General features: G+C 58.9%; 29 protein-coding genes. 5 read left to right on the top strand and 24 right to left on the bottom strand.

Annotated elements, in window-relative coordinates; translation table 11 throughout:
* Positions 1–11: 11 nt before the first annotated feature.
* From ACR0J0_RS01650 to ACR0J0_RS01715, 14 genes are all read right to left on the bottom strand, one after another.
* Complete coding sequence (locus ACR0J0_RS01650) at positions 12–674, bottom strand: phage tail tape measure protein (RefSeq protein ID WP_480660815.1); 663 nt, start codon at positions 672–674, stop codon at positions 12–14.
* Positions 667–870 carry a rcc01693 family protein gene (locus tag ACR0J0_RS01655; RefSeq protein ID WP_480660817.1) on the bottom strand — a complete coding sequence of 68 codons (204 nt, stop codon included), beginning with the start codon at positions 868–870 and terminating at the stop codon, positions 667–669. Before ACR0J0_RS01655 ends, ACR0J0_RS01650 begins: the two co-directional genes overlap by 8 nt.
* The gene (locus ACR0J0_RS01660) at positions 867–1,187 is read right to left on the bottom strand and encodes a gene transfer agent family protein (RefSeq protein WP_480660818.1); all 321 of its coding nucleotides are present in this window, start codon (positions 1,185–1,187) and stop codon (positions 867–869) included. The genes ACR0J0_RS01655 and ACR0J0_RS01660 overlap by 4 nt, the downstream gene beginning before the upstream one ends.
* 5 nt (positions 1,188–1,192) lie before the next feature.
* Entirely contained in the window at positions 1,193–1,606 is a 414-nt protein-coding gene (locus tag ACR0J0_RS01665) for a phage major tail protein, TP901-1 family (RefSeq protein ID WP_239343675.1), read from the bottom strand.
* 20 nt (positions 1,607–1,626) lie between these two features.
* Complete coding sequence (locus ACR0J0_RS01670) at positions 1,627–2,040, bottom strand: DUF3168 domain-containing protein (protein ID WP_480660820.1); 414 nt, start codon at positions 2,038–2,040, stop codon at positions 1,627–1,629.
* Positions 2,037–2,375, bottom strand: coding sequence for a phage head closure protein (locus ACR0J0_RS01675; protein ID WP_480660821.1), 339 nt, complete (start codon positions 2,373–2,375; stop codon positions 2,037–2,039). The genes ACR0J0_RS01670 and ACR0J0_RS01675 overlap by 4 nt, the downstream gene beginning before the upstream one ends.
* On the bottom strand, positions 2,372–2,971 hold the full coding sequence (locus ACR0J0_RS01680; protein WP_480660822.1) for a head-tail connector protein: 600 nt from the start codon (positions 2,969–2,971) through the stop codon (positions 2,372–2,374). The genes ACR0J0_RS01675 and ACR0J0_RS01680 overlap by 4 nt, the downstream gene beginning before the upstream one ends.
* Positions 2,972–3,140: 169 nt before the next feature.
* A complete protein-coding gene (locus tag ACR0J0_RS01685; RefSeq protein ID WP_480660824.1) occupies positions 3,141–4,319 on the bottom strand; it encodes a phage major capsid protein in 1,179 nt (392 codons plus the stop codon).
* A gap of 33 nt (positions 4,320–4,352) precedes the next feature.
* Complete coding sequence (locus ACR0J0_RS01690) at positions 4,353–4,898, bottom strand: HK97 family phage prohead protease (RefSeq protein ID WP_480660826.1); 546 nt, start codon at positions 4,896–4,898, stop codon at positions 4,353–4,355.
* 26 nt (positions 4,899–4,924) lie between these two features.
* The gene (locus ACR0J0_RS01695; protein WP_480660828.1) at positions 4,925–5,143 is read right to left on the bottom strand and encodes a GTA head formation protein, RCAP_rcc01685 family; all 219 of its coding nucleotides are present in this window, start codon (positions 5,141–5,143) and stop codon (positions 4,925–4,927) included.
* Positions 5,136–6,308, bottom strand: coding sequence for a phage portal protein (locus ACR0J0_RS01700; protein WP_480660830.1), 1,173 nt, complete (start codon positions 6,306–6,308; stop codon positions 5,136–5,138). The genes ACR0J0_RS01695 and ACR0J0_RS01700 overlap by 8 nt, the downstream gene beginning before the upstream one ends.
* Before the next feature lie 215 nt (positions 6,309–6,523).
* Positions 6,524–7,087, bottom strand: coding sequence for a hypothetical protein (locus tag ACR0J0_RS01705; protein WP_480660832.1), 564 nt, complete (start codon positions 7,085–7,087; stop codon positions 6,524–6,526).
* Positions 7,088–7,167: 80 nt separating this feature from the next.
* Complete coding sequence (locus ACR0J0_RS01710) at positions 7,168–8,538, bottom strand: DNA-packaging protein (protein ID WP_480661207.1); 1,371 nt, start codon at positions 8,536–8,538, stop codon at positions 7,168–7,170.
* 486 nt (positions 8,539–9,024) lie between these two features.
* Positions 9,025–9,981, bottom strand: a complete 957-nt coding sequence (locus ACR0J0_RS01715) for an oxidoreductase (RefSeq protein WP_480660833.1) — start codon at positions 9,979–9,981, stop codon at positions 9,025–9,027.
* Between the two features lie 70 nt (positions 9,982–10,051).
* Here ACR0J0_RS01715 and ACR0J0_RS01720 point away from each other — a divergent pair, with 70 nt between their 5' ends.
* Positions 10,052–10,606 carry a TetR/AcrR family transcriptional regulator gene (locus tag ACR0J0_RS01720; protein ID WP_480660835.1) on the top strand — a complete coding sequence of 185 codons (555 nt, stop codon included), beginning with the start codon at positions 10,052–10,054 and terminating at the stop codon, positions 10,604–10,606.
* A gap of 285 nt (positions 10,607–10,891) precedes the next feature.
* Complete coding sequence (locus ACR0J0_RS01725) at positions 10,892–12,154, top strand: DEAD/DEAH box helicase (RefSeq protein ID WP_480660837.1); 1,263 nt, start codon at positions 10,892–10,894, stop codon at positions 12,152–12,154.
* Positions 12,155–12,350: 196 nt separating this feature from the next.
* Here ACR0J0_RS01725 and ACR0J0_RS01730 read toward each other — a convergent pair whose 3' ends face one another.
* The 8 genes from ACR0J0_RS01730 to fabD form a co-directional block, all read right to left on the bottom strand.
* Complete coding sequence (locus ACR0J0_RS01730) at positions 12,351–12,926, bottom strand: Rieske (2Fe-2S) protein (RefSeq protein WP_480660839.1); 576 nt, start codon at positions 12,924–12,926, stop codon at positions 12,351–12,353.
* A 244-nt stretch (positions 12,927–13,170) separates the two neighbouring features.
* Positions 13,171–14,331 carry an endolytic transglycosylase MltG gene (mltG, locus tag ACR0J0_RS01735; protein WP_480660840.1) on the bottom strand — a complete coding sequence of 387 codons (1,161 nt, stop codon included), beginning with the start codon at positions 14,329–14,331 and terminating at the stop codon, positions 13,171–13,173.
* Positions 14,332–15,597 (bottom strand): beta-ketoacyl-ACP synthase II, encoded by a 1,266-nt coding sequence (fabF, locus tag ACR0J0_RS01740; protein ID WP_480660842.1) that lies wholly within the window; start codon positions 15,595–15,597, stop codon positions 14,332–14,334.
* Between the two features lie 192 nt (positions 15,598–15,789).
* Positions 15,790–16,533 (bottom strand): 1-(5-phosphoribosyl)-5-[(5-phosphoribosylamino)methylideneamino]imidazole-4-carboxamide isomerase, encoded by a 744-nt coding sequence (locus ACR0J0_RS01745; protein ID WP_480660843.1) that lies wholly within the window; start codon positions 16,531–16,533, stop codon positions 15,790–15,792.
* Between the two features lie 122 nt (positions 16,534–16,655).
* Positions 16,656–17,195 carry a GNAT family N-acetyltransferase gene (locus tag ACR0J0_RS01750; RefSeq protein WP_480660845.1) on the bottom strand — a complete coding sequence of 180 codons (540 nt, stop codon included), beginning with the start codon at positions 17,193–17,195 and terminating at the stop codon, positions 16,656–16,658.
* A 141-nt stretch (positions 17,196–17,336) separates the two neighbouring features.
* Positions 17,337–17,570, bottom strand: coding sequence for an acyl carrier protein (locus ACR0J0_RS01755; protein ID WP_005982462.1), 234 nt, complete (start codon positions 17,568–17,570; stop codon positions 17,337–17,339).
* 209 nt (positions 17,571–17,779) lie between these two features.
* The gene (fabG, locus tag ACR0J0_RS01760) at positions 17,780–18,517 is read right to left on the bottom strand and encodes a 3-oxoacyl-[acyl-carrier-protein] reductase (RefSeq protein ID WP_239343691.1); all 738 of its coding nucleotides are present in this window, start codon (positions 18,515–18,517) and stop codon (positions 17,780–17,782) included.
* A 42-nt stretch (positions 18,518–18,559) separates the two neighbouring features.
* Entirely contained in the window at positions 18,560–19,498 is a 939-nt protein-coding gene (gene fabD, locus ACR0J0_RS01765) for an ACP S-malonyltransferase (RefSeq protein WP_480660847.1), read from the bottom strand.
* 161 nt (positions 19,499–19,659) lie between these two features.
* Here fabD and ACR0J0_RS01770 point away from each other — a divergent pair, with 161 nt between their 5' ends.
* Entirely contained in the window at positions 19,660–20,889 is a 1,230-nt protein-coding gene (locus tag ACR0J0_RS01770) for a cytochrome b/b6 domain-containing protein (protein ID WP_480660849.1), read from the top strand.
* A 64-nt stretch (positions 20,890–20,953) separates the two neighbouring features.
* Here ACR0J0_RS01770 and ACR0J0_RS01775 read toward each other — a convergent pair whose 3' ends face one another.
* Both ACR0J0_RS01775 and ACR0J0_RS01780 read right to left on the bottom strand, forming a co-directional pair.
* On the bottom strand, positions 20,954–21,526 hold the full coding sequence (locus ACR0J0_RS01775) for a YceI family protein (RefSeq protein WP_480660851.1): 573 nt from the start codon (positions 21,524–21,526) through the stop codon (positions 20,954–20,956).
* Between the two features lie 127 nt (positions 21,527–21,653).
* Positions 21,654–22,172 carry a hypothetical protein gene (locus ACR0J0_RS01780; RefSeq protein WP_480660853.1) on the bottom strand — a complete coding sequence of 173 codons (519 nt, stop codon included), beginning with the start codon at positions 22,170–22,172 and terminating at the stop codon, positions 21,654–21,656.
* Positions 22,173–22,468: 296 nt separating this feature from the next.
* Between ACR0J0_RS01780 and rpsF the strand changes: the two genes are divergently transcribed.
* Together rpsF and rpsR are read left to right on the top strand one after the other, a co-directional pair.
* A complete protein-coding gene (gene rpsF, locus ACR0J0_RS01785) occupies positions 22,469–22,822 on the top strand; it encodes a 30S ribosomal protein S6 (protein WP_155151103.1) in 354 nt (117 codons plus the stop codon).
* Positions 22,823–22,849: 27 nt separating this feature from the next.
* On the top strand, positions 22,850–23,077 hold the full coding sequence (gene rpsR / locus ACR0J0_RS01790; RefSeq protein ID WP_005982441.1) for a 30S ribosomal protein S18: 228 nt from the start codon (positions 22,850–22,852) through the stop codon (positions 23,075–23,077).
* The last annotated feature ends 9 nt before the right edge of the window (positions 23,078–23,086 follow it).

Genomic DNA, 23,086 nt, shown 5'->3' on the forward strand with positions numbered 1-23,086 from the left:
TCTCCCTCTTGTTACCTGTTGCGATTGCCGCGCCCCAACGCGCGGCTCATCTGGGCCGCGATCTGGCTCTGACTTCGGCGGAAGCCTTGCACGTCCGGGGTCGTTATATTCATGACGACGTTGACAGCACGCCCGCCACCCGAGTTGCGAACGCCCAGCTTGCCGTCCGGACCACGGGCCAGAGGCATGATCGCTTCGGGCCCAGCCTCGCCCATCAACCCGGTGGCGCCGCGCATCGGAAACATGGTCGGACCGCTCACAACGCCGCCATTGGCAAAAGGCATCACCCGCCCCTGCGAAAAGCTGCCACCATCAGCGAATGGCAAAAGACCCTGCACCAGACCGCCTACCGTACCCGCTAACATCCCGCCAAAATGGTCCGTTACTGGCTTGATCGCCGCCGAGTAAGCCGTTCGGATCATCGAGTTCTTCAGTACATCCAGGGCATCCGACAAATTCATGCCATCCAAAACCACTCCATCGAAAGCCTTGCGCAAACCGCTGGACATACCGCGTTCCAGCGTGGCGACGTCCTTACCGGTTTCTTCAAACGCCGCGCTGATCCGCTTCATCTGTCCGTCAAAGGCCGCCGCCATTGACGCCGCATCGCTCAGCGAGTCGCCTAGCGCTTCGCCGCGCTCCTGCAGATCCTCCAGACCTTCACGCTCAGTCATCACGCTCTCCTATTGTTTTGTCCGGGTAGGCCGCCAAAAGCGCGTCCAACCCCGCCCGGTTCATCGAGGGCATCCCTGCGCCCTGCCCAAGCATCAGTCGCAGTTCAGCCGGTGTCAGACGCCAGAACTGATCCGGCGCCAGACAGAGACCGGTCATCCCGGCGCGCATCAGGGCGGGCCAGTCAAAGCCACTCATGCCTGACCGGGGACCATGAAGGCGCGCGCCAGCAGCTCGGCGGCTGCCCGCGCACCGGCCATCGGGCCGCCCTCGATCTCGGCGCTCAGCAGGTCGGCGCGGTTCACATCAGCGCCGCCACCGCGCAACCCGGCCACGATCAATGCCAATACATCGCCGCTGGAATAGGCCCCGCCTTCGAACCGTTGCACCAGTTCTACCAGGGAACTTGTGCCCAGTTCCTGCTCCAACTCCGCCAATGCACCCAGCGTCAGCTTGAGTACTCGCTGCTCTCCATCGATGGCCAAAGCCACCTCGCCCGTCCACGGATTGGCCATCGGATTTACAGCGCCGTAAAGGTCAGAGCACCGGCGCTTGCCAGGCTCATTTCATAGGTCGCCTCACCATTGTGCGAACCGGCGTACTCGATACCGGTCACCTGAAACGGCCCCTCGACGATACCGAAATCGGGGATGATTACCTGAAAACCCGGCGTCTCTCCGTCAAAGAACAATTGCCGCGCGCGTTCATCCGTGCCCGCATCCTTGAACACGCCCGAGCCAGAAATCGACGCCGATTTGACACCCGCCCCCGACAGCAGCTCGCGCCAGCCGCCCTGGCTTTCCAGACTTGTGACATCCACGCTTTCCGCGTTGAAACTGACCCGCGTAGCGCGCAGCCCCGCGATGGTTTCGAACAGGCCTGAGCCGTTCATATCCACTTTGACCAACAGGTCCTTGCCGTTCTGGGCACCCATATGCTCTCTCCGTTGATTAATTAATCGTCTTCCACGCGGGCGCGGAATCTCAGGTCGATCTGGCGGATCGCTCCTCCGGTCCCGGTGCGCCGCGCCGAGGCGCGCTCGAACCACAGCCCCACCAGGCGTCCGCGATCGAGACTGGGCGTAGCACCATCCAGCGCGTCACACACCGCGCCTGCCAGCGCTTTGGCAGCCCCAAATCCCGCGGCTTCGGAAACAACCGAAACTGAAAACCGGTGCACTGCGCCTACGCCCGACCTGTCAGAAGCATCACGCACGTCTTCCGGCCCCAGGGTCACGTAGGTCTGTGGCACAGAGCCAGCTGGCACCGCGTCGTAAATCGCGCCTCCCGACAAGGCACTGACCTGCGTATCCTCTGAAATCTGCTTGAACACCGCCGCCTGCAGGGCGGCCGAGACACCATAGCTCATGCGGCCACCTCCTCATCCGCGAAACAGGTCAGGTACTGGCCACTCGAGTCACGCTCGGCGACGGCGCGGATGACAAAGCGGCGCGTGCCCTCTGCAAAGCGCTGATCCGGCGATGGTCGCATGGTCGATCCTGTGGGGGCACCTCGGACCACGATGCGATAGCCAACCCGCGATACGGGAATGCCTGCCACATGCCGCTCAGAACCGCTGCGTGCGGTCACCTCGGCCCATACAGTGCCCAGCGTCGCCCAGGTCTCGGTGTATCCACCTGCCCCATCCGCAACGCGCACCGGCGCTTCCAGCACAAGCTTTCGATTCAGTCGCGGCTTCTTCATTGCATCACTCCAGCGCCAAACCGAACCGTGCGATAACGCTGGATCAGGCTGGTGACGCCAAAGGGCATACATTCCGCACCCAGAGCAGTCTCATCGCGGTATTCGTAGTAATGCGCAGCCAGCAGTAGAACCGCCTGCCCCAGATCAGCAGGCAACCCGCCCCAGTCCACAGCCATTCCTGCAGTGAAGACGATCTTCACCGATCCACCGGTCCTGATCGCTGGCAATACCGATCCCACAGGCCGCAGCCGAGGACGCTGACTGTCGTGTTCCAGCCGATACGTCGAGGTTTTCGCCGCAGTTTCGGCTCCAGCGGCGTCCGTCAGCGTCACCGCATCAACGTAGCCCACCGGCGCCACCGGCAGAACCTCACCCGCCGGATCACGCCAGCCATTCACGCTCCACGAGAAATCCCGCTCTATCAACACTTTGCCGGTGCGCGCCTCTATCGCTGCAATCGCCGCGCGCAGAAATCCCTTCAACACCTCGTCCTGCACACTGCCTTCGGCAAACCCTGTGCCCAGCCGCAGGTGCGCCTTGAACTGATCCACCGGCAACGCCGCATCCGCGATGGCGGTTTCTTCGATCAACATCATCTATTCACTCCGCAATCTCGGACCCCTCCTGGGCCACTTGAGGAAAATGACGGGCACGTGCCGCCCCACGTTGCTCGGACGGAGGGGAGCAGCTAGACAACGCAGGGGATCTCACCCCGGCCCGTACCCGCCGCCCGAGGGGCGCAAAGCCCCCCAGATCCGTCACCGTTTAGGCGGTGCCGAATTTCACCAATTTGATCGCGGCAAAGTCGCTCACGTCGCCGCCAACACGTTTGGTTGCGTAGAACAGGACATGAGGCTTGGCGCTGAAGGGATCGCGCAGAACGCGGAGATCAGGACGCTCGGCGATGGTGTAGCCCGCCTGGAAGTCCCCAAAAGCAATCGAGAAACTGTCGGTGCCGGCGTCCGGCATATCCTCGGCAATCAGCACCGGATAGCCCATCAGGCGTGCAGGCTCACCCGCGGCCAAACCGTCCGACCACAGGAAGCGGCCGTCACTGTCCTTCAGCTTGCGGATCAGGCCGGCGGTCTTCGAGTTCATCACGAATGTCCCGTTGACGCGGTACTGCGCGCCCAGCGCGTAGACCACATCGACAATCGCGTCCGCGTCGATGCCGCCCGCCGTGCCGGTCGGGACATAACCGATATTGCCCCAGGTCCAGACATCATTGTCGACCTTGCCGTGGTCCAAAATGCCCTTCGGCTTTTCCGAGCCATCGCCGCTAATGAACGCCGCCGCCTCGGCACGGGCGAACTTGTCTGCGATCCGCCCGGCCAGCCAGCCTTCGACATCAAATGCGCTGTCATCCAACAACCGCTGCGAAGCCTTGGGCAGCGCGCTCAGCTCGTGCAGCGCGATGGAAATTCGGTCAATCGAAGGCGTCGCTGTTTCGGTCGCGGCCGAGGTCTCATCCGCCCAACCCGCACCTACATCGGTATGGTCGATCAGCACATCAAACGAGTTCGCCTCGACATTCACCACTGATGCAATCGAGCGGATCGAAGCAGTGGATTTCAGCACGGATTTGATCATCTCGGCAGTCTGCGGATCAACCAGATACCCGCCGTCGCTGTTGACTGCACCGGAAAGCGATTTGGCCTCCATTTCCAGCCCGCGCAGCCCATCATCGTCACCCGAACGCACATAAGCGTCAAAGGCCTTCTGGTGCGGTGCGCCGTCTTCGATCGAGGTCGAAAGGTGCGGACGCGCCGCGATGGTTGATTTACGATCCAGCATAGTCAGTCGCTCTTCTGTCTGTTGCAGTTTAGTATTAACTTCAGCCTTCAGGCCCCTAAATTCATTCACGAAGCCAGCCATCGCCTGCTTCACCTCCTGAACCAGGGGCGCACCCTCTACGGTCAAGGCCGGGGTATCGGTCTTGCTCATCAGCACTTCCTTTTTGGGTGGGTTTGAGGCGCGCTAGATTCGCGCCAGCTCCTGCCGGGCGTGATCGAACACCTCGGCAATACTGCGCCAGGTGTTATCGGCCTCGGGGTCCGCCCCCTTCGCCGCAACCCGCGCACTGGAAAGCATCGGAAAGGTCACCAAAGACACCTCCCACAGCTCCAGTTCGGTCAAGAGCCGCTGGCCCTTTTCATTCTTCACGGCACGCTTGGTGCGGTAACCAATCGACAACCCGTCAATTGCGCCGGCTCGGATCAGTTCCGCAGCCTCACGACCTTGCTGTGTGCTCTCCAGCAGCCGGCCCTTGACCCACAGACCGCGCTCATCCTCGCGCACCTCATCCCAGACACCGATGGGTTGTGCCGGATCATGTTGCCACAGCATCTTGACTCGCTGACCAACCGCTTTCAGACCTTCCAGCGATCCGCGATAGGCCCCTTTCTGCACCACATCACTGCCATGGTCGACCTGACCGAACAGACTGGCATAGCCTTCTATCACCGCGTCTTCGGATACGGACAGCCCGTCACCAAACCGCGCAAACTTGTGCTCTAAGTCCATAAACTTCTCCATGTAACCCGCTGAACTCATGGTGTTACCGTAAGAAATGATTGAAACGCCTGCGCCAAAATCACTGCGGCCACACCGTAGACCGTCAACCATAGTCGCCGCTCCAGCCGCTCCATCATCTCTTCGATCTGATCCAACCGTCGGCACAGATGCGCATGCTGAATCTCGGCCACCCTCTCATGCGCGGCCAGACGCAGGCCCGGCGCGCATTCGAACGGCGGATACCCTTCAGCCATCCGCGTTATCTGCCAGCGCTGGCAGCCCAAGCAACGAACGCTTTTCAGCCTCTGTCAGGAATTCTGCCTGGCTGACCCGCGCCCATTGCGCGTCGCGTTCGGCGGCCAGTGCAGGCACCTGATCCAGATCGGGCTTCAGAACCATCTCTTCACCTGTGAAACCCGAAAGCCATTCGGACACCGCCGCCGCCACCCGCGTCACCAGGGGCAGAACGGTCAGGCGATAGAACGCCCGGTTGGCCTCCTGATAGTTCGAATAAGTCGCATCGCCTTGTATCCCCAGCAGCATCGGTGGGACCCCAAAGGCCAGCGCGATCTCGCGGGCGGCGGCTTCCTTGGTCTTTTGAAACTCCATGTCCGAGGGCGAGAAACCCATCGGCTTCCAATCCAATCCCCCTTCCAGAACCATTGGCCGCCCGGCATTACGTGCACCGCGATAGTTCTGCTCGATCTCATCTGACAGGCGGCGGAACTGGTCCTCGGCCATCACGCCATGCCCGTCACCGCCCTTCCAAACCAGCGCTCCCGAAGGCCGCGCCGCATTGTCCAGCAGCGATTTCGACCACCGGGACGCGCTGTTATGCACGTCAATCGCCATCGCCGCCGCCTGCATGGGCGAGAATCCGTAATGGTCATCCTGGGGGTGGAACGATTTGATATGGCAGATGTTTTCCGCCGCGAACCGGTGCTTCTTTCCACCCACCGCGTAATCATAGGCCTTGGGCCAACCATCCGCCCCCGGCACCACACTCATCCGGTCCGAGCGCAACACGTGCAGCTCAACCGGCAACCCTTCATCGGCCTGCACAGCCTCGACATAGGCATTTCCCGACAGCAGCAACTGCCCGAACAGAGCTTCCATCAACTCCGCCCGCCCCTGCGCCGCATTCGGACGACGCATCAGCGACAGGATCGGATGAGTATCATACCGCTGCGCCTGATCCTGCAACACCAGAGGCAGAGCCGCCGCCGCCTCAGCAATCAGTTTGACCGAGCGAAACCCCACCGGGTTCCCGGAAAACCCCGTCCGCGTCAGCGACACCGCATCCCTAGGGCTCCACGCCACGCGCCCGCCCGTCTGCCACGCTACCACAGGCCCCGCCGCGCTCGCCTTCGCCTCGGGTGCCGCCTCAGCCGATCCACGACGCAAGAAATCGAATACCATCTGTGCTCCTTTCTGCCGCCGCTCTGCCCGGCTTGTTGAAAGGAGTTATGACAGAAAGAAGTTTAGCGCTTGGGAACGGGGCGTACGGGGGGTGGGCAACACGTCAGAGAAAAAATTCTGCGATAGGCGGACGTTCGGAGGGCGACCCCAACTCGACAAAAACCGGGCGCTCTTTCAAAGATACAGCTACTCAATTTCATTCTGTTCGTTAGATACTACATCCAATATGGCGTTATAACGGTATCATGGGGATCGTAGACCACAGCTGTTTCATCAAACACTTTCCAAGGCGTATTCGGCTTACGCCCGGGCTGACCGCTTAGAAGAATTTTCGGCTCAAAGTCTCTTGCATCGGTCTCATTAACAATAGAGTACTTTCTTGCAGATAACTCTGCTCGAGAAAAATCACCTCTCCGAAGTCGATCAATAGCTAAATTGAAGGCATCCCGTTCGCGGTCAGGCCCATCAGAGTCAGGCGCATATCTATATTGCCCACTACCAGAGTAAACCGGGTAGACCTTTCCGCCATTTCTCTCCGTATTCCAACCAAATACCTCTAACAAAAGCATTGCAGTCGCCCTATCCACTTCTGGCTGCTCTATCACCCATATAGCGAGCGGATACACCACGCCTGTGTCAGGGTTCATTTGCGTTAAGCATAAGTGCCAGAGGTCTGGGTCCCGTTCTTTGCGAAAAAGTTCCAACAGGGCATCGCTACCTTCGGCTTCAAAGCCGATAGGAAGACCTGACAGCGAGGGAGTAGTAGAAGCAGCGGTCACAATTCGCTCCTATGCATGAAAAACCTTTGAGCATTTGCAACTTATTCGAGAACACAGTCAATGTTCTCTATTCGCTGCGGTTACAAACTCCGCACCCTAGGCCGCCGATACGCCCCAGCAGGCCCCACAACCAACTCATGCAGCGCCCAGACCAGCGCGTCGACCCTGTCGGGCGAGCCCTGCCCCTCGAACCCGCGCGCGGTCATCTGGCACATCTGCTCCTCCAGCGCGACCAGCCCCGCCACATGGCACACCCGCCCCTGTTCGTACAGCGCCGCCACAGGCTCGGCCCGCGCGACCTTGCCGCGTGAGGCACGCACCGCGCGGAAGGGCACCAAAGGGTCCACCTGCCGCACGACCTCTTCCACCAGTTGTCCGCCCTGATTGACCTCGGCCACCAGCCGCTCGGCCCCGAACTCGTCCATCGCGTCAATCGCCGCCTGCGCCCAACCCGCCGGGCCAACGCCCTGCACCGTCCGGTCGGCCAGCACAAAGGCCCTCCACTCCTCTGGCGGCCCCTGCACCCGCGCACCCACAACCACGATCCCGCAGGCATCCGCATCCGACCCCGCTGTCACCGCCGGGTCCAGCGCCACGACAACCCGGTCCAACTCCGGCACCTGCGCACAGCGCACCGCCTCCAGCATCGAACCCGTCCACAGCGCCCCCTCGGCATCCGACAGCAGCACCCCGTCCAACTCCTGCCGCCCCAGCCGCGTGCCTGCATAGCGCGCGCGCACTTCGGCCAAAAACGAGTCCGCCAGATTGGCCCGGTTCGCCTCGGTCGGCGCATGGGTCTGCACCGTGGACGGAGACGCCAACAACGCCCTCAATACCTTCACATTGCGCGGCGTCGTGGTCACACAGACCCGAGGCCGATCCCCCAAACGCAGCGCAAATTGCAACATATCCCAGGTTTCACCACCCTTCTTCCACTTGGCCAATTCATCCACCCAAGCCGCATCGAACTGAGGCCCCCGCAACCCCTCCGGGTCATGCGCCGAAAACGCCTGCGCCTCGGCCCCGTTGGGCCAGATCAGCTTGCGTTCGGTTGCTTTCCACGCAGGCCGCCGATCCGGTGGCGAGCACTGCAAAATCCCACTATCGCCAAAAATCATCACATCGCGCACCTGATCGAAGGTCTCTCCGACCAGAGCGACACGACACGCCTCACCGCGATCCAACGGCTTCGACCCCTCAACCATCGACCGCACCCACTCGGCCCCGGCCCGCGTCTTACCGGCCCCACGCCCGCCCATGATCACCCAGGATCGCCAGTCGCCCTCGGGCGGCAACTGGTGCGGCAACGCCCAGAACTCGAACAGGAAAGGGAGGGCACACAGCCCCCCCTCCCCGATCTCACTCAGAAATCTCTCCCGAACCGCAGCAGGCGCGGAGGCGAGCCAGCCTGCACCCGACTTCAAATCGAGCGCGCTCAAGGTCGAGCGCATACCCCCCTTGGGCAATTCCGGCTTGTCTGTGATGTTGTTCGACAAAGCTTGTCTCCACTTTCTGACAGGTTCGGATCAGCCCCTCTAGCTGCCCGAGTTGCTTGGCTGAACCAGCAAGATCTGCATCCTCCCCGGTTCCGATTTGCCTGCGCAGTTCTTCCGCTGCCTGGCGCAAACCGCGAATGGATGTCTCAAGCGACTGCAAAAGTTCCGCCGTCTGGGAAATCCTCTCTTCCGGGGTAATCAAAGTCATGTTTGCCTGTGACCTCATGCGTGAGTTTTTCCGCACGAGAGAAACGAAAAACGGCCACCGGGTCTCCCCGGGGCCGTTGCCCACTTCTTCTAGCATGACACACTTAGTACGCGAAAAAGCGCGCAAAGTCAATGCTTTGCGCAACATGGTCGCAACAGGCACCGTTCAAAAACTCCTATGAATTTCTTAACGGAGCCACTGCCCTGACTGGCATCACGCCTTTAAAACGGGTCTCAGGCCGCGTCAGAAACAGCCGGAAGGCTCCATCGAAAGCCGACCAATTCTTCACTTCTGACCCACAGCGCCGCTTGCTTTTCGCGATCCAGCGCATGATCCATGACCTTGGCATCGCTCACCGGCCCGCGCGCCTCGTGCATCTTTTGCGGCCCGTAATAGGCACCAGCTTTGGCTTCGGTTCCTGCCGCCGCCAGAACCGTCGGGGTCGCACCGGCCTCGGGACTTTGCGCCATCAGTTTGTTGGTCAATGCCATGAGACCCTTCAGAACACCCTTGGGTCCTGTGCTTTGCAGGTTTGTCTGGGTGTATCCCGGGTGGCAAGCTATACAGGATGCCTTGCTGCCCGGGGTATTGAGGCGGCGATCTAACTCGAAAGCGAACATCAGGTTTGCCAGTTTACTCTGGGCATAGGCTTTGGTCGGCGAGTAATTCCTGTCTGACATAAGATCATCCAGATCCAGCGGTCTAAACTTGTGAGCCATGCTCGACAAGACAACAACACGACCCTCAGCCGCCTCAACCAAATCCAGTAAAAGTCCGGTCCACAGGAAATGACCCAAATGGTTGGCCCCCATTTGCAGGTCAAAACCGTCTACTGTCTTTGTCTGCGGCGTCATCATAATGCCGGCATTGTTGATCAGCGCATCAATCTTGCTGTAGCGGCCGCGCAGTTCTTTGGCAGCACTACGAACTGAAGACAGATCTGACAGGTCCATCAAGATCAGATCCAATTTGCCTTTGACACGTGCCGAAAGCTTGCGTTGCGCAGCTTCACCTTTTTCGCGCGACCGGCATACCATGACGATGTTTCCGCCCTTTTCGCCAAGCATCCGCGCAGCTTCAAATCCGATGCCCGAATTCGCCCCCGTAATCACGAAGGTCCCGCCGGTCAGATCGGGCAGTTGCGCGTGCGTCCAATTCGCAAATCCGGAATCGCTGATTTTCTGTTCCATAGTTCAATCCTGAGGTAAGGCTTGTTGGAGGTAACCCGGTCGTGTACCATGTTTACAATTTGGACCCAAAATGTTAAATACGAAAATGCCCAACGATAGCAACGCCCTGAATGTTCTGACACTTTTTGCCAATTACGGGTTTCGCAAGGCATCGATGAGTGAAATCGCAACCGCCGCAGGGCTGTCTCGACAGTCGATCTACAACCAGTTTGGCTCAAAAGAGGCGGTTCTTGATTGGGCGGTGACCAGTTTCCTTGACGCGATTATCGACGATGCCCTTCACTGCCTCGAAACGATGGACGGCTCTGCATCCCAAACCCTTGTATCAGCCTATCAGGCTTGGATCGGTGATCACCTTCCCTTGATGCGCGGAACACCGCATGGGTCCGAGCTTCTGGACCAAACGAAATCTGCCGCCGAAAGATCAGCGCGCGACTATGAGGGGGAGTTCACCCGAGCGGTCGAGTGGTTCCTTTTGGCCCAAGGTATGGCACCCTCTGAAGAAGCGGCCAAGGATGCGGCTTATGTGCTCAACCTCGCCTCAAAGGGATTGCTGCTCAAGGTCGGCACACCGGAAAACTATGCTCAAAGTCTGAAACGCGTGATCGGCGTTCTGTTTCGCTGAATACATTGCAATCCTTAGAGCCGCTTGACATTTGACGTCTAAACTTGCATCTGCCCCGGATTACAGCGCCATTGCGTGAGCTTTCGCGGATAAGACCGCCCCAACAGTGCGCTAAACATTTCCCAGTTCCCCATCACGCAGGGTTCTTGATGCGACGGCCGGATGCCACAGGACTCGCCTGTGCAACCCGAGGCTTCGTAAAAACCCTGCCGGTCTCGCAGTTTGCGGGATCAAACACTATTGTCCGTGGTTGACCTTTCGCCATGGGCCGCAAAGGAATGACACTTGTTCGACTTCGACATGCTGGGCCTCGCCCCGGCCCTGAATGAAGCGCTGGAACGCGCCAACTTCACCCAACCGACTCCGATTCAGAACCAGGCGATCCCGTTGGCGCTAAAAGGCCACGATATCCTCGGGCTGGCCCAAACCGGCACCGGCAAGACACTGGCCTTTGGCCTGCCGCTGATCGACCACCTGCTGGCCCAGCCCGGCAGACCAGCCCCCAAAACGGCCAAAGCGCTGATCCTCGCCCCCACACGCGAACTGGTCAACCAGATCGCCGAAAGCCTGCGCAACCTGACACAGAAATCCAAGCTGCGCGTCGCCACCGTTGTTGGGGGGCAGTCCATCGGAAAACAGATCTCATTTCTGTCCCGCGGGACCGATATTCTGGTCGCCACTCCCGGTCGTCTGATCGACCTGATGGAACGTGAGGCGGTAGACCTCAGCCAAGTGCGCCATCTGGTTCTGGACGAAGCGGATCAGATGCTTGACATGGGTTTCATTCACGCGCTCCGCAAAATTGCGCCCAAGCTGGGAACCCCGCGCCAAACCATGCTGTTTTCGGCCACGATGCCGAAACAGATGGAAGAGATCAGCCAGGCCTATCTGACGAACCCCCACCGGGTGCAGGTTTCACCTCCGGGCAAGGCGGCCGACAAAATCGCTCAGTCGGTGCACTTCCTCAGCCGGGCTGAGAAGCCTGTGAAACTGCGCGAAATCCTGTCGGCGGACATGGGTGCTCTGACTTTGGTCTTTGCACGTACCAAACACGGTGCGGAACGCCTGATGAAAGACCTCGTCAAAGACGGCTTCAACGCCGCCTCCATTCACGGAAACAAAAGTCAGGGGCAACGTGACCGCGCCATCAAAGCGTTTCGCACCGGAGAGATCAACGTACTGGTCGCCACCGATGTCGCCGCGCGCGGCATCGACATTCCGGGTGTCGCTTATGTGATCAACTATGACCTGCCCGAGGTGCCGGACAATTATGTTCACCGTATCGGCCGAACGGCCCGTGCCGGTCGCGAGGGCGAAGGGATTGCGTTCTGCGCCCCCGATGAGCTGGATCAGTTCCGTCAGATTCAGAAACTGATGAAAATCGAAATCCCTGTCGCGAGCGGCACGATGCCCGAAGTTGCAGAACCCAAAAAGTCCCGCGGACGCGGCGGTTTCCGGGGCCGCGGCATCAAACCCAAAGCTGCGAACACGGCGTCCAAGCCTGCGCCTTCCAAGCGTCGCCGGCCGCGTCGACGCCCCGCTGCCTAAGCCAAAGCATGGAGCCACGTTTGCGGCCAAGCCTCTTACCGGGAGTGTCGCAAAGCCTGAACAACCCAAGGCGCAGCGGGCTCTAACAAGAAAAACACCCTCGCAAATATCTGCGAGGGTGTTTTGGTTTAAAGCTTTGACTATGTAGAAGAACAGGAGGATAGGATTGGCTGGTGCGGACGTAATGTTGGTCAGATCATTTCATGGTCGGCATATCTGAAAGGTCCAAATAGACTGACTGCAGGTCCTCAGAAAACCAAGCGGGAGTTACTTTCAGGTTTTCCGTGGTTGGTCCTGCTTTCGGGCGCCCCCACATATCGAAGTGCACGGCCTGGCAAGGATCAAGAAAGCCGTCGTAATCGCCGACCTTCGGATGTACAATGCACCCATATCCGCCGACGTTTATGGGGCTAGCAATGAACCATTCTAAACGATTGTAAGCTTCCGGCCCTATCTCAAACGCAAACGTTCCGTCGTTCAGCACATTCAACCATTCTTCCTTTGAAACGTCTGGATCAATCTGTGCCATCGCAGCCGCAATTTCTGTGATATCTCGACGCCACAACACAATTGGTTTTTCGTCAAGACGCAGAGTCCTGACATCGCCGGGCTTCCAGTTTTCCAGCCAAACAGAGTGTACATCGTTTCGATAACGTGCTTCGACATCAGCAGTTGGTTTCATACTAGCTGATAGGAAAAATATCCCCGAGCCGACCACAAACACAGAAAACGCCGCTGTGACGTAATAAAGAAGGACTCCGCGCTGTTTCATTGGCCACCTGCACTATTGGCCCAATCAGTTGCCAAGATCAAAATGGAACCTTCACTGAAATGACTTACTCAGCCATTGATTTCCGAAGAAAGCAATTTTCATCACGGTTAGTAATCTCTGAATTAAAATTCAAGACCGTGGCTTTGGACTCGAACCTGACATGAAGGAGCCGCCGATCTCGCAACCGCTGTCGCGTGATCAGCAACTCGTCTGGCTAAAGGCTTGGTTTCCGGCGCGGCCTTATTTAGTTGCCTGAACTTTGCCGCTCGGCCTCAATCTCACGCCACTTGGCAACGTTGCGATTGTGTTCCTGCAGAGTTTCCGCAAACGCGTGACCGCCCGTTCCATCCGCAACGAAGAAGACGAAATTGGTGTCTTCGGGCGCGACGGCTGCCTCAAGGCTGGCCAGTCCGGGGTTTGCAATCGGTGTCGGTGGCAACCCATCGATCACGTAGGTATTCCAAGGCGTTGCCCGACGCAGCTCACTACGACGCAGACCGCGACCCAGCGTACCCTGCCCCTTGGTGACGCCGTAGATGACCGTTGGGTCCGTTTGCAGCTTCATCCCCTGTTCAAGGCGGTTCACAAAGACACTGGCAACCTGACCGCGCTCATGTGGAACACCGGTTTCCTTCTCGATGATAGAAGCGAGGATCAGCATCTCTTCTGGGCTGCTGATAGGCAAATCTTCTTGACGGCCTTCCCAAACAGCGTTGATGCGCAGTTGTTGTTTGTCCTGCATCGCCTGCAAAATGGCCGCCCGGTCAGCGCCGGGGGCCAGTTCGTAGCTGTCGGGTGCCAACATGCCCTCGGCCGGAATTTCCCCGATTTCGCCGGTCAGAGTGTCAATTCCTTTGAGCCCCTCAACCACCTGCCAGGACGTCACGCCCTCAGCAACCGAAACGCGATACCGGGTGTCGGCATCGCCTCGCTTTTCTGTGTACTCGGCGGGAATGTCCTCGTCAGTTGCATCAAACGAAGCGATTTCGACAAAGTCCAGCGTTGCAGGGTCCAGTTCGCGCACGCGCGTCTGAATCCGGGTGACGCCGATACGATACTCGATCTCGGAGCCACAGGTGCTGGCACCGCTGCTGGTGATTTCGTCGATGATCTGCTCCATCGACGCGCCTTCGCGCACCAGAAAGCTGCCGGCCTTCAGTTGCTGGGCTTTGTCGGTGTAGTCCGCCGCCATCCGGAAGATCGTCGCATTGCTGATGGCACCTTGATCTTCCAGTTCGCGACTCACCTTTGTCATGTTCGAACCGCTTTTGACCTGCAGGCACATGGCGGTTTCCAGTGGGCCCTCGGCCTTATATTGCGACTGGCCCCACAGGATCAGCCCCCCCATCAGGAACAGGCCGACGATCAGCAGAGTCAACGCGTTCGAAGCAAGAGCCCGGAACATTTAGCTGACCTTTCCGAAGATCACGCTGGCGTTGGTGCCGCCAAAGCCGAACGAGTTCGACAGCGCCACGTTGATTTCCCGCTCGCGTTTTGCGTTCGGTGCCAGATCAATCGGCGTCTCAACCGCCGGATTGTCCAGGTTGATCGTAGGCGGAGCAACCTGATCGCGGATCGCGAGGATCGAGAAGATCGCCTCAATCGCGCCAGCCGCACCCAACAGGTGGCCGGTGGCCGATTTGGTCGAGGTCATGGTCGCCTTGCTGGCGTGATCGCCCAGCAGGCGCTCAACCGCACCCAGCTCGATCGTGTCGGCCATGGTCGAGGTACCATGCGCGTTGATATAGTCCAGATCTTTCGGCTCCAGCCCGGCGCTGCGCAGCGCGGCTTTCATCGAACGTTCTGCACCGTCACCATCTTCAGACGGGGCGGTGATGTGATAGGCGTCACCGGACATACCGTAGCCCAGCACTTCCGCATAGATCTTCGCGCCACGTGCTTTAGCATGCTCGTATTCTTCCAGAACCACGATGCCTGCGCCCTCGCCCATGACGAATCCGTCACGATCCACATCGTATGGCCGGCTCGCTTTCTTCGGATCGTCCGCGTATTTGGTCGACAGCGCCTTGCATGCGTTGAAACCGGCAATACCGATTTCGCAGATGCAACCTTCGCCGCCGCCTGCAACCATGACGTCCGCGTCACCTGCGCGAATGATGCGGCTCGCGTCGCCAATGGCGTGCGCGCCGGTGGAGCAAGCAGTCACGACCGAGTGGTTCGGCCCCTTGAAGCCATGACGGATCGAGACCTGGCCAGATGCCAGGTTGATCAGAGCCCCGGGAATAAAGAACGGCGACACGCGGCGCGGACCTTTGTCGCGGATCAGGTTCGCTGTTTCAGCGATAGAGCCCAGCCCGCCAATACCGGAACCAATCAAAACGCCTGTGCGCAGGCGGTCCTCTTCACCCTCAGGCAGCCAGTTGGCGTCCTGACAGGCCATGTCGGCGGCCGCGATGGAATAGAGAATGAAGTCTTCGATCTTGCGCTGCTCTTTCGGCGGCAGCCAGTCATCGGGGTTGAATGTCCCGTTGGTGCCATCGCCGCGCGGAACTTCGCAGGCATAGGTCGTGGTGACACCGCTTGCTTCGGCATCAAACTGCGTGATCGGGCCCGCGCCGGATTCTCCATCCAGCAGCCGCGACCAAGATTCCTCGACCCCGCTGGCCAAAGGAGTGACCAATCCCAGACCGGTTACAACGACTCTGCGCATGAAATGCCTCTTGCCTGCTTCCTATTTGAGAACCGCTCATACCCCGGCCCGGGGTCCGGGGGCAAGAGCAACGGCACATTCCGCACCGGCACCATTTCGCCGGAAGTTCCGGCAGGAAGCTATGTGCCGGAACGAACTGCCCCGCCCCTTCCCTGAAAAGAATGAGGCGGGGCTTGTAGAATTGACGTGGTATTACTGGAATTCGGCGATCGGTTCGTGCGCTTGCGCGGCGACTTCCAACGCGTCCGACAAATCGATCGTCTTACGGAACAACGCCCGCCCGACCAATGCACCCGAAATGTTATGAACATACGCCAGGCGCGAGATATCATCGACGGTGCGAACAACACCGCTGGCGATAACCGGGGTACGTGATGCTTCTGCAATACCAGAGATCAGACCCAGCTGCGCGTCAACATCTTCAATATCACTGTCGATGTCAGTCACCAGAATTGCCGCGAACGGCGTGCCTTCGAAGGCTTCGATGAAAGCTTCGGGTGTAAACGCACTCTGGCTGCGCCAGCCTTCTGTCATGACCTGGCCCTGCCAAACATCCACGGCCAGAACGATCTGGTCCGGGTACAGCTTGGCCAGTTCCTTGACCAGGTTTGGATCCCAAGCGGCCAGCGTTCCGATCACAATCCGACCCGCGCCCTTGTCGATCCAGTGTTCAACCTGTTCCCTTGTCCGCATACCGCCGGCCAGTTGCACCGACATTTCGGAAGTGCGGATAATTTCTTCGACCAACGCGGCGTTGGCATCGCTGCCTTCGATCGCGTCAAAATCCGTCAGGTGCATCCACGTGGCCCCGGCGGCAGACCAGCTGCGTGCCGTTTCCGTCGGATTCACATGCCAGATCATCGCTTCGTCCAGACGGCCCTTGTCCAGTGTGACACACCGGCCGTTCTGCAATTCCATCGTGGGGTAAATCCTCATGAGCTTGCTCCTCCGCTCAATCGCTCTGCAAATCCAGAGTACCATACACGCGGAAGATCAGCCCGATGTTACCAAGATCGGCAAACTACGGCCGGTTTGCGGCATCCCGAAGTCTCAAAGTGTCAGTGACGGGCGGGTGGCCCGTTGCGGCGGAAAAGTGTCACCTCACTGCCGTTGAAATCGCATTCGCGCATGGGAACATACCCAAGCTTTCCAGCCAACTTTTGCGAGGCCTCGTTCGCCGAATTTACCATTGCAACCAATGGGCCGGGCATAATTCGGTCAAACCAGTCGTGCGCGGCCTGCGCGGCCTCGAACCCCAGCCCCTGCCCCTGCGCCTCGGGAACCAAAATCCATCCGGCCTCGGGGAAACTGTCGAAATCTTCACCGATTGAACGGTTACCGTAGAAAAAACCGGCCTGACCGATCATTTGCCGATTCGATTGCTGAACCACGGCCCATTGACCGAACCCAGCCATCTGCCAGTGCCCCGCATTGCGAAGAAAAGAATCCCACGCCTCACCACGAGAACGCGGTATGCCACCGATATGCCGCACAATACACGGGTTCCGCCAAATCTCGGCGAACCGGTTGAAATCCTCTGGCCGCATGGCGCACAGCGTCAGGCGTGCCGTGTTTATCATCGGGGTGGATCGTATCATGCCCTGCCCGCTCAGAAATTTAAGCCTCACATAAATGGTTGCGAACGAATGCCGCAGCTTGCAAGCCTGAATTTCTAACGGACAATAAAAAACGGCGCCTCCGTTGCCCGGAAGCGCCGCTTTTTAACGTTTTCGAAGCTCTTAGGAGGCTTCCGAGATGAATTTGACGGCGTCGCCAAATGTCTGGATGGTCTCGGCTGCGTCATCAGGGATCTCGATTCCGAATTCTTCTTCGAAGGCCATAACCAGCTCAACAGTATCCAGGCTGTCTGCGCCCAGATCGTCGATGAATGACGCGTTTTCGGTCACTTTGTCTTCTTCAACACCCAGGTGCTCAACAACGATCTTTTTTACGCGATCTGCGACGTCGCTCATGTCTATTCCTCATTCCGTTTTCAGGGCCTAGTGCCCGGTTCTGCCCTTGCCCGCTCAGGCTGGCTTTGATTTGCCCGGTGCGGGCGGTTGGCTCCCGGATGACCGGGAAAGTAGAAGGCCGACCGTTTGGTCGACCTCAGCATTTATGCGCCGCCTATAACATAGACAACGCGCGAGGCAAACGCTTTCGCACCTGCCCCTGTCCGCGCTCACAACATGGCCATACCGCCGTTAACATGCAAGGTGGTTCCGGTAACATATCCGGCTTCGGGGCTGGCAAGATACAGAACAGCCGCCGCAATTTCCGATGCATCGCCCATGCGTCCGGCCGGAACCTGCCCCAAAATGCCTGCCTTTTGATCGTCGGTCAGCTTGTCGGTCATGGCCGTGGTGATGAAGCCAGGCGCAACCGCATTGGCAGTGATCCCGCGGCTGGCAACCTCATAGGCCAGCGACTTGGTCATGCCGACCATACCTGCCTTGGACGCCGCGTAATTTGCCTGACCGGGGTTACCAGTGGCGCCAACCACGGACGAGATATTTATGATCCGACCCCAGCGGGCCTTCATCATGCCCCGCAAGACGCCTTTGCACAGCCGGGCGGTCGAGGTCATGTTCACGTCGATCACGCTCTGCCACTCGTCGTCCGACATACGCATGAACAGGTTGTCCCGCGTGATCCCGGCGTTGTTGACCAGAATATCAACCGAGCCCATCGCCTCGGCCGCCTGTTTCGGCAGCGCGGCCACGGCCTCACCATCGCTCAGGTTGCACGGCAGGACATGAGCCCGGTCGCCCAGCTCAGCCGCCAGCGCCTCCAGCGGCTCAACCCGCGTACCGGACAACGCAACGGTCGCACCCGCGCCGTGCAACGCACGTGCGATCTCGCCGCCAATCCCACCGGACGCACCGGTGATCAGCGCATTCTTACCTGTCAAATCAAACATTCGATCTTCCTCTTGGTGCACAACTTGCGTCGCACGTTGTCCTTACGATTCGCTCTGAATCACATTCTGCACGTCATCCGGCGTGCCAACAGCCTTACCGGCAATCGAGCGGTCGATCTTGCGGATCATGCCCGACAGCGCCTTGCCCGCGCCGACTTCCCATGTCTCGGTTACACCCTGTGCTGCCATATACTGCACGCTCTCGCGCCAGCGCACGGACCCAGTGACCTGCTCGACCAGCAACTGCCGGATCAGGTCCGGGTCACTGACGGCCTCAGCTCGGACGTTCGCCACCAACGGAACCGCCGGAGCTTTGATTTCCACAGCTGCCAGCGCCTCGGCCATCACATCCGCGGCAGGCTGCATCAATGCACAATGGAACGGAGCGCTTACGGGCAACATCACAGCACGCTTGGCGCCTTTTTCCTTGGCAATCTCAGCAGCACGTTCCACGGCGGCCTTGGCGCCCGACACCACAACCTGAGTAGGATCATTGTCGTTCGCGGCCTGACAGACCCCATTCTGTGCAGCCTCTTCTGCAACGGCACGCACGGCCTCAAGATCCAACCCAAGGATCGCAGCCATCGCGCCCTCGCCCACCGGCACCGCGCTTTGCATCGCTTGACCGCGGGTGCGCAACAGACGCGCGGTGTCAGCCACAGTCAACGCTCCTGCCGCTGCTAGGGCCGAATACTCACCCAGAGAGTGACCGGCGACATATGCCGCATCTATCACCGCAACGCCCTCAGCTTCTAATGCGCGCATTGCCGCCATCGAAGTTGCCATCAGGGCCGGTTGCGCATTCTGGGTCAGCGTCAGCTCTGCGATGTCACCTTCCCAGATCAGGCTGCTCAGCTTTTCGCCCAGCGCGTCGTCAACCTCATCGAAAATGGCCTGAGCAGTCGGATAGGCCTCAGCCAGTGCTTTGCCCATGCCGATGGTTTGGGCGCCCTGCCCCGGAAAAACGAACGCGCGTGTCATTGCAACCTCTTGGATGACGTTAGGTTGCGTGGGGGTGTAAACCGAGTGAACGAGCGGCACAAGCTCTGCATCCTGACACGCAATCTGTGCGCTAGACGCTATTGTGTCGAAACGCTGTGCAATTAGGTTAGCACCAGCAAACAGACCGGAGCTTTTCACCAATGTCCCTTGCCAACACCGCCCAAAGCTATGGGGGCGTTACCAAAACCTTTCACTGGCTGACGGCCTTGTTAATTCTGTCGGCCTTCCCGATAGGTTGGTTCGCAAACCGACTGGCACATGCCATTGAAGACCCGGCCATTCCGACAACACCAGAAGACCTTCAGCAAGCCGCGCAACTATTCTCGCTGCACAAAACGATCGGCGTCACCGTGTTCATTGTTGCACTGGCCCGAATCCTGTGGGCGCTGAGTCAACCCAAACCCGGCCTGCTGAACGCCGAAAACAAACCCGAGGCCTTTGCGGCAGAAACTGTGCATTGGTTGTTGTACGGCTCGCTGGTTCTGGTTCCTCTGACCGGTTGGATTCACCATGCGGCAACCGAAGGCTTCGCTCCGATCCTTTGGCCGTTCGGACAAAACCTGCCTTTCGTTCCCAAGTCCCCCGAAGTGGCCGAAGTGACCGGCGGCTTGCACAAAGTACTGATGCTGGTTTTGCTGGGTGCCTTGGTGTTGCACATCGCCGGCGCCCTCAAGCACCACGTTATCGATAAGGACAGCACGCTGCGCCGTATGTTGCCCGGTCGCATCGAGCTACCGGAACCACCGCAGCAATGGCATTCTCCCGTCCCTGCATTCGCCGCCATCGTGATCTGGGGCGCGGCTCTGGCCGTCGGTTGGTTTGACGGGGTCTATTCTGCGCATCCGACTTCAGATCACACGTCAGCCGAGTTGGAAGCGGTGCAATCCGACTGGCAGGTGCAGGAAGGCACGCTGGGCATCACGATCACTCAGTTGGGCAGCCCCGTAAACGGCGGGTTTTCCGAGTGGACCGCCGCAATCACCTTTGACGATCCGGCTGAACCCGGGCCTGCGGGGTCTATTGACGTGACAGTCGCCATCGGCTCTCTAAGCATTGGCACGGTGACAGATCAGGCGTTGGGCGCCGATTTCTTTGACAGCAGTCAGTTCCCCACCGCGCAATTCACAGCCGACCTGTTCAAGACCGACCTAGCCTATGAGGCGCGCGGCACATTGACCATCCGGGACAAAACCATGGACGTCGTGTTGCCGTTTGAACTGGACCTGCAGGACGGCACCGCGAAGATGCAAGGCGAACTCGAGCTTAACCGGCTAGACTTCGACATCGGAAAATCACAACCGACCGAAGACTCTCTGGCGTTTGGCGTCAAAGTGGCCGTTGAACTCACGGCGACGCAGGCAGAACAATAGCTTCTATGCAAAAAACCGCCGGAGCCTTTCGGTCCCGGCGGTAATCTTTGGGTTTGACGCAGGCTTATTCGGCCTTCTGTGCTTCAACCGAGATACGAACTTCCACTTCGTCGCCCACAAACGGCGCAAACTGCCCCAGATCGAACTCGCTGCGGACCAATGTGGTGGTCGCATCGAAACCGGCCCAGGGTTTGCCCGCCATCGGATGCTCGCCAACTTGATTCAGCTTTGCGTCCAGAACGACCGACTTAGTCACGCCGTTCATGGTCAGATCGCCGGTGATGTTCGCGGTATTGTCGCCGGTCACTTCAATGCCGGTCGAGGTGAACGTGATCAGGTCACCTTCGGCAACGCCAAAAAAGTCTTCGGTCATGAAGTGATCTTCGCGCGGTTTCCATCCGGTGATCATTTCGACGACTGGCATCGAAACACTCACGCTGGAACCAGCCGGGTTCTCTTGATCGAACATGATCTCGCCCTCAAAGCCCGAGAACATGCCGGTCGTGGTCGAGAAACCAAGGTGGTTGTAGGTAAAGACAACCTGGCTGTGGCTGGGGTCCAGAACGTATTTCTCGGCGCTCGCAAATGCCGAGGTCGCCGATACGGCCAGTGCAGCAGCAAGAAGGGTGGATTTCATGACAATCTCCAAAAATGTTGTGGATGCAAACCAGTTGGAATGCTCGATAACGAAAATGTGCCGCCCAAGGGCGGCACACAAGACTCAATCTCTCACATTTTCTGTTCTTAAATGAACAGAAAAGAAATCAGGCAAAGATTGTTACACTTCCGCTGAGTTGCCCCTTCAGCGCTCGGCTGACATCCGCCGATTGTAGCGGCAGTTTCATCAGCAGGCTGCCATCCACGTCGTACAGTTCGACCTGGTCATCCGCAAACCGGGCACCTCCCAAGGTGTCGTAGCTGCGGCGCAACACCGTCTGAGGGCGTCCGTTTTCATTCTTTTGCAGAACCCGAACCTCGCGACGGATCGGATCGAAATAGGCATCAGGGCGCGGATCCAGAACCTGAATGGTCAGCAGGCTCACGCCAACAAGAAGAAACATAAGCGACGCAGCCAGTTTAATCGGCCAGACCTCAGTTGCCATCACTGCGCCAGACATCAGCCACATCGAGAATGCAACGACGATCAGAAACGCTCCTGCGACACGTGCAAGAATGATCCGGGCCGGCCAGTTTGGCGCGAATGCGATAAGAACTGGAACCGATTGCTCATAGTTCGCGGTGGTCGCGGACTTGTCGTAGGTATTCGTGTTTATCGCGGTCATTTCACTGTACCCTGTTTCAGGTTGCCGTCTTTAGGTTCGTTCTGTCCGGCTAGTCCCCGGTATGCAAAACAACTTTGAGCCGAAAAGAGTCAGGAATTGGGCGGTGCAATGTTAATTGAATGTTAATAGCGCGACTTCGCAAAGGCATTTGTGGCAGGGCTTGCCCCCTGCGCGCAATCGTGTATATGGGGCCATCCTTCGCAAGAGTTATGAATCGCGCAGCCTCTCGTGGCAGGGTCGCGAAGGACCAGATGGCCCCGCCTTTGAAATGCGCCTTGATATAAACAGGAGTGCACATGCCACTGTATGAGCATGTAATGATCGCGCGTCAGGACTTGTCCAACGCGCAGGCAGAAAGCCTCGTCGAACATTTCGGCACCGTTCTGGCTGACAACGGCGGCAACGTCGTCGAAAGCGAGTACTGGGGCGTCAAGACGATGGCCTACAAGATCAACAAGAACCGCAAAGGCCACTACGCCTTCCTGAAGACGGACGCCCCCGCTGGTGCCGTTCAGGAAATGGAACGCCTGATGCGCCTGCATGACGACGTTATGCGCGTTCTGACCATCAAGGTCGACGAGCATGCCGAGGGCCCCTCGGTCCAGATGCAGAAGCGCGATGAGCGCGAAGGCCGCCGCGAGCGCCGCTGATCTAAGCCTGACAAAAGGACATACACCATGGCCGCAAAACCATTTTTCCGCCGCCGCAAAGTTTGCCCGTTCTCGGGCGACAACGCGCCGAAGATCGACTACAAAGACACCCGTCTGCTGCAGCGCTACATCTCTGAGCGTGGCAAGATCGTTCCTTCGCGCATCACCGCCGTTTCGGCGAAAAAGCAGCGTGAACTGGCCCGTGCTATCAAGCGCGCCCGTTTCCTCGCCCTGCTGCCCTACGCCGTGAAGTAAGGAGAGACT

Source organism: Ruegeria sp. BF12 (assembly GCF_056538705.1).